The organism is Cellulomonas bogoriensis 69B4 = DSM 16987 (genome assembly GCF_000767165.1).
In the GTDB taxonomy this organism is placed as follows: Bacteria; Actinomycetota; Actinomycetes; order Actinomycetales; family Cellulomonadaceae; genus Actinotalea; species Actinotalea bogoriensis.
On the sequence record NZ_AXCZ01000081.1, the window covers coordinates 1 to 11,976 of the forward strand.

Below are 11,976 nucleotides of genomic sequence, written 5' to 3' on the forward strand. Positions count from 1 at the left end.
CGACGGGACGGACGGCCGTGGGCCGTGGGACCGGGCGTGGCCGCGGTGCGGCGGGCTTGGGCGGCGCAGCGGACGACGTGTCGCCGGTGCCCTCGTCGTGGCCGGGCTCCTGCGTTGTCGGCTGGTCGCTCACTGCGTCTCCACTTCCTCGATCGTGACCTCGATGGCCGGTGTCTGGTCGGTTCCCTCGGCGATGCCGGCCTCGGCGACCTCCTGCAGGACGTCCATCCCCTCCGCGACGCGGCCGAACACGCTGTACCCGCCCGCGGCGTCCGAGGGGATCTGGGAGTCGGCGTACACCAGGAAGAACTGGCTGCCCATGCTCTCGCCGTCGCCGCCGACGCGTGCCATGGCCACGGTCCCGGCGGGGTAGACGTCGTCCGCGGGCGCGTTCTCGATCGGCCCGAAGAAGTACCCGGGGTTGCCGGTCCCGGTGCCCGTGGGATCCCCGCACTGCAGGACGAAGATGCCCTCGACGGTCAGGCGGTGGCAGGTCGTCCCGGTGAAGTAGCCGTCCTGGGCCAGGGTGATGAAGCTCGCGACCGCCTGCGGTGCGGCCGCGCCGTCCAGCTCGAGGACGAGGTCCCCGGCCGTGGTCGTGAGGTCGATCTGCCAGGTGCGGTCCTGGGCGAGGGCCGGGTCGGGCGCCTCGGCGGTGGTCTGGGCGTCCTCGGGTGGGACCTCGGGGTCGTCGGCAGGTGCCGCGCCCCCGTTCTGCAGGGCGAGCACCACCGCTCCGACCAGGACGACAGCGCCGGCGAGCGCTCCCACGAACGTCCAGCGGCGCCTGGACCGTGCTCGGGCCTCGGCCTGGTGGGCCTCCCACTTCTCGTGGCGCTTGCGCGCGTACTCGCGCTCCCGCTTGCTGGTCGACACCTGCGCTCCTGTCTCGTCTGCGGCTGCCGGCGCGCCGGGGCGCACCGACAGCGCTGCCGGGCCCGCCACAGTCTAGGCAACCAGGGGTGGGACGGTCGCCTCCCGACCGCCCACCGACGTCACGGGTCGGTATCGGATCGGTCGGGCAGCGCACCTCGACGGCGACGCTAGGCTGCTTCGGTGCTGATCTGGACCGTCGTCGCACCCCTGCTGGGTGCCAGCTGTCACGTCCTGGCCGACGAGACCCTCGGGTGCCTGGTCGTGGACCCGGGTGCGGGTGCGGCGCCCCAGGTCGAGGAGCTCGTCCGGCGGCACGGTCTGACGCCGCGCGGGGTCGCGGTCACCCACGGCCACGTGGACCACACGTGGGACGCCGCCGCACTTGGCGACCTCTACGGGATCCCGGTGTTCGTCCACCGCGAGGACGAGCCCCGGTTCCACGAGCCGTTCACGACGCTCGGGCCGCTCGGGGAGCAGCTGCGGCAGATGGCCGACCACGCGGGGCTCGGGACGTACCGGGCGCCGGGTGACGTACGGACCTTCGACGGTGACGCCGAGCTCCCACTGCTCGACGGAGCCGTCCAGGCGCGCCACCTGCCCGGGCACACCGGGGGATCGACCGTGTACGTGGTGGCCGACGCGCCGGCGACGGGCAGCGCTCTGCCACCTGCCAGCGGTGCGGACGCCGGGCGCGTGGACGACCTCACGCACGTCTGGCTCACCGGCGACGTGCTGTTCGCCGGGACCATCGGGCGCACCGACCTGCCCGGGGGGGACCCGACTGCGATGGCCGCCTCGCTGGGGAGGTTCGCCGACTGGGAGGGCCCCGCGCTGGTGCTTCCCGGCCACGGCCCCCGGAGCCGCTCCGACGTCGAGTTCGCCACCAACCCGTACCTGGCCCGTCGCACGTGAGCGCTGCGGTTCCCGTGCCGACCGTGCCCGCAACTGCCCTGTGCCCGCACCTGCCCTGTGCCCGCACCTGCCCCGTCCCCTGAGAGGACCGTCCATGGCCCGCCCCGCCCCGTTGTCCGGATTCCCCGAGTGGCTGCCCGCCGACCGTGTGGTCGAGCGCGCGGTGCTCGACCGTCTTGCCCGGACGTTCGAGCTGCACGGGTTCGTGAACGTCGAGACCCGCGCGGTCGAGCCCCTCGAGCAGCTGGTGAGCAAGGGCGAGACGTCCAAGGAGGTCTACGTCCTGCGCCGGTTGCAGGAGGACCCCGACCAGGAGGGGCAGGCCGCACGCCTGGGCCTGCACTTCGACCTGACGGTGCCGCTCGCCCGGTACGTCGTGGAGAACGCCGGCCGGCTCCCGTTCCCGTTCCGCCGCTACCAGATCCAGAAGGTGTGGCGCGGGGAAAGGCCCCAGGACGGCCGGTTCCGGGAGTTCACCCAGGCCGACATCGACGTGGTGGGCCAGGGCGCCCTGCCGTTCCACCACGAGGTCGAGCTGCCGCTGGTGATGGCCGAGGCCCTGACAGACCTGCGTTCCCTGGGCGTGCCCCCGGTGCGGGTGAGGGTCAACAACCGGCGCGTCATGGAGGGCTTCAGCCGCGGCGTCGGTCTGGAGGACGTCGAGGCCGTGCTCCGCGCGGTGGACAAGCTCGACAAGGTGGGTCCTGACGTCGTCGGGGAGCTGCTGCGGACCCAGGCCGGCGCGAACCCCGCGCAGGCGGCCGCGATGCTCGAGCTGGCCGGCCTCACCGGCTCCGACGAGACGGTGGTGGATCGTGTGGGTGAGCTCGCCGCGCGGCACGGCGCCACCGGGGACCTGCTCTCGCAGGGTCTGGAGGAGCTCGGTGCCCTGGTCGCGGCCGCCGCGGCACGCATGCCGGGGGTGGTGCACGCCGATCTGAAGATCGCCCGCGGCCTGGACTACTACACCGGGTCGGTCTACGAGACGCTCCTGGTGGGTCACGAGAGTCTGGGGTCGGTCTGCTCCGGGGGGCGGTACGACACGCTGGCCACGGACGGGTCGACGACGTACCCGGGGGTGGGGCTGTCGATCGGGGTCTCCCGGCTGGTCTCCCGGCTGCTCGGCTCGGGCGCCACCGTGGCGACCCGGCAGGTGCCATCCGCGGTGCTGGTCGCCGTGCTCGACGAGGGCTCCCGGTCGGTCTCTGACGCGGTCGCCGGCCGTCTGCGGGCACGGGGTGTCCCGTGCGAGGTGGCGCCCTCGGCCGCGAAGCTCGGCAAGCAGATCCGGCACGCTGACCGGCGTGGCATCCCGTTCGTGTGGTTCCCGGGGGAGCCCGACCAGGTCAAGGACATCCGGTCGGGTGAGCAGGTCGACGCCGACGCCTCGACCTGGAGCCCGCCCCAGGAGGACACGTGGCCACGTGCCGTCCCGGGGGACGTGGGCTGACCCGGCCGGGTCGGTCCGTCAGCCGTCTGCGAAGCGGGCGGGGAACCCACCCTGCGCGACGGGCCCCCACGACTCGATCGTGACCCGGATCAACGACTTGCCCTGCGCGGCCATCGCCCGGCGGAACTCGTCCCAGTCGGGGTGCTCGCCGGCGATGTTCCGGTAGTACTCCACGAGCGGCTCCAGGCTCGCGGGCAGGTCCAGCACCTCGGCGACGCCGTCCACCTGGACCCACGGGTCCCAGTCGTCGGACACCACGCACAGGCTCACCGCGGGGTCGCGACGGATGTTCACCGCCTTCGCGCGCTCGGGGTACGTGGAGATGACGAGCCGTCCCGAGTCGTCCAGGCCGCAGGTCACGGGCGACATCTGGGGCGCACCGTCCCGTCGTCGGGTCGAGAGGACCGCACGGTGCCGGGACCGCAGGAACTCGATCAGCTCCGGGCGAGTCACCCTGGTGTTCGTGGCGATCTGCCGGGCCATGGTCGTGCCTCCTCGTGCGCGTCGGACGGTCCCCGGCGCGGGGACGTCCCTACCGTAGGGCGCGGTGAGCGGCCTCGTCCCGGCCACTAGACTCGTCCGGGCCCGTCGTCAGGCGGCGCCCGTCCCGACCTGCTCGTCCCCGGAAGGACTCCCCGTGCTCCGCACCCACACGTCCGGCTCGCTCCGAGCCGAGCACATCGGCCAGACCGTGACGCTCTGCGGGTGGGTCGACCGCCGGCGAGACCACGGAGGCGTGGCGTTCATCGACCTCCGGGACGCCTCCGGGGTCGCCCAGGTCGTCATCAGGGACGAGGACGTCGCCCACGGGCTGCGCAACGAGTACGTCCTGCAGGTCACCGGTGAGGTCGGGCGCCGACCTGAGGGCAACGAGAACCCGAACCTGGCGACCGGTGAGGTCGAGGTCGTCGCCGAGCAGGTGGTGGTCCTCAACGAGTCCGCGCCGTTGCCGTTCCAGGTCTCGGCGGCGGTCGACGAGCCCGTCGGTGAGGAGGCCCGCCTTCAGCACCGCTACCTCGACCTGCGCCGGCCCGCGCCCGCGGCGGCGATGCGCCTGCGCGCGAAGGTCAACGCGGCGGCCCGGCGGGTCCTGGACGCACGCGACTTCGTCGAGGTCGAGACCCCCACCCTGACCCGCTCCACGCCTGAGGGTGCGCGGGACTTCGTGGTGCCCGCGCGGCTCTCACCGGGCTCGTGGTACGCCCTGCCGCAGTCCCCCCAGCTGTTCAAGCAGCTGCTGATGGTCGCCGGGATGGAGCGGTACTACCAGATCGCCCGCTGCTACCGGGACGAGGACTTCCGGGCCGACCGGCAGCCGGAGTTCACCCAGCTCGACGTCGAGATGAGCTTCGTGGAGCAGGACGACGTCATCGAGGTCGCCGAGGAGGTCCTCGTCTCGCTGTGGGACCTGATCGGGTGCACGATCCCCACGCCGATCCCACGGATCACCTACGCCGAGGCGATGACCCGGTACGGCACGGACAAGCCCGACCTGCGCTTCGGGCTGGAGCTCGTGGAGCTGACCGACTACTTCACCGACACCCCGTTCCGGGTGTTCCAGGCCCCCTACGTCGGTGCCGTCGTCCAGCCGGGTGGCGCGGCCACTCCCCGTCGGGGGTTCGACGCCTGGCAGGAGTGGGCCAAGCAGCGCGGGGCCAAGGGCCTGGCGTACGTCACGGTCGGGGAGGACGGCGAGCTCGGTGGGCCGGTCGCCAAGAACCTGTCGGAGCAGGAGCGTGCGGGCCTGGTCGAGGCCGTCGGCGCAGCACCGGGTGACGCGGTGTTCTTCGCCGCCGGGCGCCCGTCCGAGGCCCGTGCCCTGCTGGGTGCCGCACGCCTGGAGATCGGGCGCCGTGGAGGCCTGATCGACCAGGACGCCTGGTCGTTCGTGTGGGTCGTGGACGCACCCCTGTTCAAGCCGACCGGTGAGGACGACGACGTGGCCGTCGGGTCCGGGTCGTGGACGGCCGTGCACCACGCGTTCACCTCACCCACCCCCGAGTGGGTCGACACGTTCGAGTCCGACCCCGGCAACGCGCTGGCCTACGCCTACGACATCGTGTGCAACGGCAACGAGATCGGCGGGGGGTCCATCCGTATCCACCGCCGGGACGTGCAGGAGCGCGTCTTCGACGTCATGGGCATCGGCCCCGAGGAGGCGCAGGAGAAGTTCGGGTTCCTGCTCGAGGCGTTCGCCTACGGCGCCCCCCCGCACGGCGGCATCGCCTTCGGGTGGGACCGCATCGTCGCGCTGCTCACCCGCTCGGACTCGATCCGGGACGTGATCGCGTTCCCGAAGTCCGGTGGTGGGTTCGACCCGTTGACCGGTGCGCCCGCCCCGATCACCGACCAGCAGCGCAAGGAGGCCGGCGTCGACGCCGTGCCCGAGGCGGAGGGCGACAGCTGACCGGCAGCGACCTGTCGTGCAGCGCGTCCAGCGCGGCGCAGGGACCGGGGAGCGCCGACCTCGACCGTTTGTGCGGGCGCTGGAGGCGTGACCGTCTGCTGCTCCACGAACGGTCGACGTGGGTCGAGGGCACACCCGTGGGGGACGAGGACGCGGTCATGGTCGCCCTCCGACGCTCCGGTCGTGTGGTGCTGCTGGGGCGCGGAGACCCGACCCGGACCGTCCAGCACCTCACGGCGCTTCTCGGGTCCGGCCCGCCGTGGGTCGGTGAGGTGGGGTGGATGAGCCTGCCGCGGCCCGCCCGGGTCCCCACCGGGCTGCTGGGTGCCGTGGGGCTCGAACCGTTCTCGACCTGGGACTGGCTCGCGCTCGACCGCGAGCCGCACCCGGTGCCGGGCGAGGAGCAGGTCCGTGAGCTGGGGCCGTGTGACACCGACGCGATCCGAGACTGCCTGGACGTCGCCAACCCGCGCAGCGGGGCCGAGGCGACGGTCACCGGCACCACCCGCTGGTGGGGTGTGGACGGGCCGGAGGGTGGGCTCCTGGGCGTGGTGCAGGCCGCGCTGCACGCCGGTGACCCGACGGGCAGCGGCCGTTCGTGGCACCTGCGCGGTCTCGCGGTCGACCCGCAGCACCGTGGGAAGCGCTGGGGTGCCGCGCTCACGGCGGCCGCCACGCGGTGGTCCCTGCGTGGGGGAGCCGACTGGGTGTCCCTCGGCATGTACGCCGACAACGACCCCGCCCGCCGCGTGTACGAGTCGCTCGGGTTCACCGTCGAGGCCGCCTTCGCGTCGTTCGGCCCCGCGGGGGCCCAACGCCCGCCGTCCTGACGCGGGGGGCGCCCAGCGCCCGCCGTCCCGACCGGGTCGTACGCTTCCTGCATGGACCTGTTCTCTGCCACGACGTCCACGGGGGACGGTCGCCCGCTCCCGGGCGCGGGGGCACCGCTGGCCGTGCGGATGCGGCCGCAGGTCCTGGACGAGGTCGCCGGGCAGGGTCACCTGTTGCGTCCCGGCTCGCCCCTGCGTCAGCTCGTCGAGCCGGGCCGCGGTGGCCCGGCCGCGCCGTCGTCGGTGGTGCTGTGGGGCCCGCCGGGCACCGGCAAGACGACCGTCGCGTACCTGATCGCGAGCGGCTCGGGCCGCCGGTTCGTGGAGCTGTCCGGGGTGACGTCCGGCGTCAAGGACGTCCGCGCGGTGGTGGAGGACGCCAGGCGCCTGCTGAGCACCGGCGGACCCGAGACCGTCCTGTTCGTGGACGAGGTGCACCGGTTCTCGGCCACCCAGCAGGACGCGCTGCTCCCCAGCGTCGAGAACAGGTGGGTCACCCTCGTGGCCGCCACGACGGAGAACCCCAGCTTCTCGGTGGTGGCCCCGCTGCTGTCCCGGTCCCTGCTCCTGACCCTGCGCCCCCTGGGCACCGACGACGTCCGCCTGCTGGTGCGCCGTGCGGTCACGGACCCGCGGGGGCTCGCCGGGTCGGTCACGCTCGAGCAGGACGCCGAGGACCACCTCCTGCGCCTGGCCGGCGGCGACGCCCGCAAGGCCCTCACCGTGCTGGAGGCCGCGTCCGGGGCCGCGCTCAGCACCGCCCCGGACGGCGACGGCACCCCCGTGCCGGTCGGGGTGGACGTGGTGGAGCAGGCCGTGGACGTCGCGGCGGTGCGCTACGACCGGTCCGGGGACCAGCACTACGACGTGACCAGCGCGTTCATCAAGTCGATGCGCGGCTCGGACGTGGACGCCGCGCTGCACTACCTCGCCCGGATGGTGGTGGCGGGGGAGGACCCCCGGTTCATCGCGCGTCGCATCGTGATCGCCGCGTCCGAGGAGGTCGGGATGGCCGACCCTTCCGCCCTGCAGACCGCGGTGGCCGCTGCGCAGGCGGTCGCGCTCATCGGGATGCCCGAGGCCCGGATCATCCTCGCCCAGGCCGTGGTGCACGTGGCCACCGCACCCAAGTCCAACGCCGCGTACCGGGCCGTGGACGCGGCGATCGCCGACGTCCGGGCCGGCCGGGTCGGGCCGGTGCCCGCGCACCTGCGGGACGCCCACTACTCGGGCGCGCAGCGACTCGGCCACGGAGCCGGGTACCAGTACGCCCACGACGCGCCGCACGGGGTCGCGCCCCAGCAGTACGCGCCCGACGACCTCGACGGGGTCCGGTACTACGAGCCGACGGGCCGCGGGCACGAGCGTGAGGTCTCGCCCCGTCTGGAGCGGGTGCGGGAGATCCTGGGCCGACGTTGAGCGGTCGTGCGGTCGGGTAGACTCCTACGGTTGCCCGGTCACGGGCGACGCCCTGGGGACCTCAGCCGCATCACGAAGGTCGGTCCCACACCCGCCGGAACACGTCCGCGGGTCGTGCCGTACGAACGACAGGAAGAACACCACATGACCAAGGTTGCACGCGCGCGCCGTCAGGTGCGCCTCTCCCGGGCCCTCGGCCTCGCCCTGACCCCCAAGGCGGTCAAGCACTTCGAGAAGCGCCCGTACCCGCCCGGTGAGCACGGCCGTGCCCGCCGCCGCACCGAGTCCGACTACGCCGTGCGCCTGCGCGAGAAGCAGCGTCTGCGCGCCCAGTACGGCCTGCGTGAGAAGCAGATGGCCCGGGCGTTCGAGGAGGCCCGCAAGACCCCCGGCCTGACCGGTGAGGCGTTGGTCGAGAACCTCGAGACCCGCCTGGACGCCCTCGTCCTGCGCGCCGGGTTCGCCCGCACGATCCTGCAGGCCCGCCAGGTCGTCGTGCACCGTCACATCCTGGTCGACGGCAAGATCGTGGACCGCCCCTCGTTCAAGGTGAAGCCGGGTCAGACCCTGCAGATCAAGCCGCGCAGCCAGGCCAGCGACCAGTTCCGGGTCGCCGCCGCCGGCGCGCACCGGGACGTGCTGCCCGCCGTGCCCGGGTACCTGGACGTCCAGCTGGAGAAGCTGAGCGCGGTGCTCACGCGCCGTCCGAAGCGTGCCGAGGTCCCCGTGACCTGTGAGGTGCAGCTGGTCGTGGAGTACTACTCCCGCTGATCGTGCTCGACCGACGCCCCGTGCCCCGGCCCTGACGGGCGGCACGGGGCGTCGCACGTTGAGGCAGGTAGTGTCGGGGCGGCGCGCACCGGCGCGCCACCTCGGACCGGAGGAAGGAACACGGATGACCCCCGGAGACATCGCCGGCCTGATCGCCGCGGTCGCGTTCGTCCTGCTCGTCGGATTCCTCGCGATGCCGCTGCTCAAGCTCGCGCGTGTGTTCGACGAGGCTCGGGCTTCGGTCAAGCAGATCACCGACCACACGGTGCCCGTCCTCGACGAGACCGCCGCCACCGTGGCCACGACCAACGCCCAGCTGGTGAAGATCGACGCCATGACCACCTCGGCCGCAGAGGTCTCCCAGAACGTCTCGGCCCTGACCGCCCTGGTCGCGGCCACCGTCGGCGGGCCGCTCATCAAGCTCGCGGCGTTCTCCTACGGGGTGCGCCAGGCCCTGGAGGGTCTGACCGGGAAGGTCCGTCGGTGATGCGGCGCCTGTTCTGGGTGGCGGTCGGGGCGACCGGGACGGTGCTCCTCGCCCGACGCATCGAGCAGAAGGTGCGCCGCTACACCCCGGCCGGCCTGGCCGAGCAGGCCCAGGACACCCGTGAGGGCGTGACCGAGGCTCTCTCCGCCGCGCGTGCCCGGTTCGCCGTCGCCCGCGCCGAGCGGGAGCAGGACCTGGTCCGGACGTTGCTCGTCACCCCCGAGGACCGCGAGGCTCGGACCTCGCGGAGCAGCGGGACCGCACGGCCGGACCCGGACAAGCTCCTGTACGACTTCTGACCCCTACCGACAGATGCGCCGGTGCTCACCGGCCCACCCAGTGAGGACACCATGCGGACCGCTGAGATCCGACGTCGTTGGCTCGAGTTCTTCGAGCAGCGCGGCCACACCGTCGTGCCGAGCTCGTCGCTCATCTCACCGGACCCGTCGACGCTGTTCGTGATCGCGGGGATGGTGCCTTTCATCCCGTACATGCTCGGGCAGCAGACCCCTCCGTGGCAGCGGGCCACGAGCGTGCAGAAGTGCGTGCGCACGCTGGACATCGAAGAGGTCGGCAAGACCACCCGGCACGGCACGTTCTTCCAGATGAACGGCAACTTCTCGTTCGGCGACTACTTCAAGGAAGGCGCCGTCCGGTACGCGTGGGAGCTGGTCACGGGCTCGCAGGCCGAAGGCGGTTACGGGTTCGACCCGGACTCGATCTGGGTGACCGTGTACCACGACGACGACGAGGCGGCCCGCCTGTGGCGGACCATCGCCGGGCTCCCCGAGGAGCGCATCCAGCGTCGGGGAAAGAAGGACAACTATTGGCACACCGGTCAGCCCGGCCCCGCGGGCCCCTGCTCGGAGATCTACGTCGACCGCGGGCCCGCCTACGGGGCCGACGGCGGCCCGGTCGTCGACGAGGACCGGTTCCTGGAGATCTGGAACCTGGTGTTCATGCAGTACGCGATCGACCAGGTCAGGGCCAAGGACGACTTCGAGGTGGTGGGTGACCTCGCCCAGCGCAACATCGACACGGGCATGGGCCTGGAGCGGGTCGCGTACCTGCTCCAGGGCGTGGACAACCTGTACGAGATCGACGAGGTCTTCCCCGTCATCGCCACCGCGCAGGAGATGACGGGCAAGCGCTACGGCGCCGACCAGGGTGACGACGTGCGGATGCGGGTGGTCGCCGACCACGTGCGGTCCTCGCTCATGCTGATCGGTGACGGCATCACCCCCTCGAACGAGGGCAGGGGCTACGTGCTGCGCCGGCTGCTGCGCCGCTCGGTGCGGGCGATGCGACTGCTCGGCGTGGACGAGCCGGCCCTGCCCACGTTGCTGCCGGTGTCCAAGGACGCGATGGGGGAGTCCTACCCCGACCTCGTCAGCGACTTCGATCGCATCTCTCGGATCGCGTACGCCGAGGAGGAGGCGTTCCGCCGCACCCTCGTCGCAGGCACGACGATCCTCGACACCGCTGTGACCCAGGTGAAGACCGCCGGAGGCTCGACCCTGGGTGGGGAGCAGGCCTTCGCCCTGCACGACACCTACGGGTTCCCGATCGACCTGACCCTGGAGATGGCCGCCGAGCAGGGGCTGACCGTCGACGAGCAGGGCTTCCGCGACCTGATGACCGCCCAGCGTGAGCGTGCGCGGGCCGACGCGAAGGCCAAGAAGGGCGGTCAGGCCGGCACCACCGTGTACCGGGAGCTCCTGGACGCCGGGGTGACCGAGTTCACCGGCTACACCGAGCTGACGACCCCCTCGACGGTCCGGGGGCTGCTGCGCGGCGGTGAGCAGGTCACCGCCGCGGTCGAGGGCGAGACCGTCGACGTCGTCCTGGAGCGCACTCCGTTCTACGCCGAGTCCGGTGGCCAGGACTCCGACGCGGGGGTCATCACCGCCGACGGGGCGCGCCTGGAGGTCCTCGACGTGCAGCGACCCGTCAAGGGTCTGGTGGTCCACACCGTCAAGGTCGCGTCCGGTGAGATCACCGGTGGTGCGGAGGTCCTCGCCCAGGTGGACCCCGAGTGGCGGTTGGGGGCCCGACAGGCGCACTCCGGCACGCACGTGGTGCACGCGGCGCTGCGCGAGGTGCTCGGGCCGCAGGCGCTGCAGTCGGGCTCGTACAACAAGCCGGGCTACCTGCGCCTGGACTTCTCGTGGCACGAGGCTCTGTCGGCGTCGGCGCGCAGCGAGGTCGAGGAGGTCACCAACCGGGCGATCCGGCAGGACCTGGGCGTCGCCTGGCAGTACATGACGCTGCCCGAGGCGAAGGAGTGGGGTGCGATCGCCCTGTTCGGTGAGACCTACGACGACCAGGTCAGGGTCGTGGAGATCGGCGGACCGTGGTCCCGGGAGCTGTGCGGTGGTACCCACGTGGACCACTCCAGCCAGATCGGCCTGGTGGCACTGACCAGTGAGTCCTCCGTGGGCTCGGGCTCGCGACGGGTCGAGGCCGTGGTGGGGATCGAGGCGTTCCACCACCTGGCGCGTGAACGCGCCCTGGTGTCCGCACTGACCGATGCGTTGAAGGTGCGCCCGGAGGAGCTCCCGGACCGTGTCGCGGGTGTCGTCGCCCGGTTGCGGGAGGCGGAGAAGGAGCTCGCCGCACTGCGGCAGGCCCAGCTCCTGGCCGGCGCCGCGACCCTCGCCGAGGGCGCGGCCCGTGTGGGCCCCGCACGCGTGGTGGCCCACACGGCAGGTGCCGTGGCGTCCGTCGACGACCTGCGCACCCTCGCGCTCGACGTACGCGGGCGACTCGGTGAGGAGGCCGCCGTGGTGGCGGTCGCCGGCGTCGCCAAGGACCGTCCGGTGGT

The 11,976-nt window shown here is 72.7% G+C and carries 11 protein-coding genes; 9 read left to right on the plus strand and 2 right to left on the minus strand.

The window, feature by feature from the left end; genetic code table 11:
• Positions 1-129: 129 nt before the first annotated feature.
• Positions 130-876, minus strand: coding sequence for a peptidylprolyl isomerase (locus N869_RS08790; RefSeq protein ID WP_035060373.1), 747 nt, complete (start codon positions 874-876; stop codon positions 130-132).
• A gap of 180 nt (positions 877-1,056) precedes the next feature.
• Here N869_RS08790 and N869_RS08795 point away from each other — a divergent pair, with 180 nt between their 5' ends.
• Together N869_RS08795 and hisS are read left to right on the plus strand one after the other, a co-directional pair.
• Entirely contained in the window at positions 1,057-1,788 is a 732-nt protein-coding gene (locus N869_RS08795; protein ID WP_035060376.1) for an MBL fold metallo-hydrolase, read from the plus strand.
• Between the two features lie 94 nt (positions 1,789-1,882).
• Positions 1,883-3,238, plus strand: a complete 1,356-nt coding sequence (hisS, locus tag N869_RS08800; protein WP_035060378.1) for a histidine--tRNA ligase — start codon at positions 1,883-1,885, stop codon at positions 3,236-3,238.
• 18 nt (positions 3,239-3,256) lie between these two features.
• Here hisS and N869_RS08805 read toward each other — a convergent pair whose 3' ends face one another.
• Positions 3,257-3,721, minus strand: a complete 465-nt coding sequence (locus N869_RS08805; RefSeq protein WP_035060380.1) for a PPOX class F420-dependent oxidoreductase — start codon at positions 3,719-3,721, stop codon at positions 3,257-3,259.
• A gap of 154 nt (positions 3,722-3,875) precedes the next feature.
• Between N869_RS08805 and aspS the strand changes: the two genes are divergently transcribed.
• The 7 genes from aspS to alaS form a co-directional block, all read left to right on the plus strand.
• Complete coding sequence (gene aspS / locus N869_RS08810; protein WP_035060382.1) at positions 3,876-5,645, plus strand: aspartate--tRNA ligase; 1,770 nt, start codon at positions 3,876-3,878, stop codon at positions 5,643-5,645.
• A gap of 158 nt (positions 5,646-5,803) precedes the next feature.
• Positions 5,804-6,475 (plus strand): GNAT family N-acetyltransferase, encoded by a 672-nt coding sequence (locus N869_RS16535; RefSeq protein ID WP_156968455.1) that lies wholly within the window; start codon positions 5,804-5,806, stop codon positions 6,473-6,475.
• Between the two features lie 51 nt (positions 6,476-6,526).
• Positions 6,527-7,894: a replication-associated recombination protein A gene (locus tag N869_RS08820; RefSeq protein ID WP_035060385.1), complete on the plus strand. Its 1,368-nt coding sequence runs from the start codon at positions 6,527-6,529 to the stop codon at positions 7,892-7,894.
• 144 nt (positions 7,895-8,038) lie between these two features.
• Positions 8,039-8,665: a 30S ribosomal protein S4 gene (gene rpsD / locus N869_RS08825; RefSeq protein ID WP_035060386.1), complete on the plus strand. Its 627-nt coding sequence runs from the start codon at positions 8,039-8,041 to the stop codon at positions 8,663-8,665.
• Positions 8,666-8,789: 124 nt separating this feature from the next.
• The gene (locus N869_RS08830) at positions 8,790-9,152 is read left to right on the plus strand and encodes a DUF948 domain-containing protein (RefSeq protein ID WP_035060389.1); all 363 of its coding nucleotides are present in this window, start codon (positions 8,790-8,792) and stop codon (positions 9,150-9,152) included.
• Positions 9,149-9,451: a hypothetical protein gene (locus N869_RS08835; protein WP_052105281.1), complete on the plus strand. Its 303-nt coding sequence runs from the start codon at positions 9,149-9,151 to the stop codon at positions 9,449-9,451. Before N869_RS08830 ends, N869_RS08835 begins: the two co-directional genes overlap by 4 nt.
• 51 nt (positions 9,452-9,502) lie before the next feature.
• Positions 9,503-11,976, plus strand: a 2,474-nt coding sequence (alaS, locus tag N869_RS08840; protein WP_035060392.1) for an alanine--tRNA ligase, incomplete at its 3' end; no start/stop codon positions are given.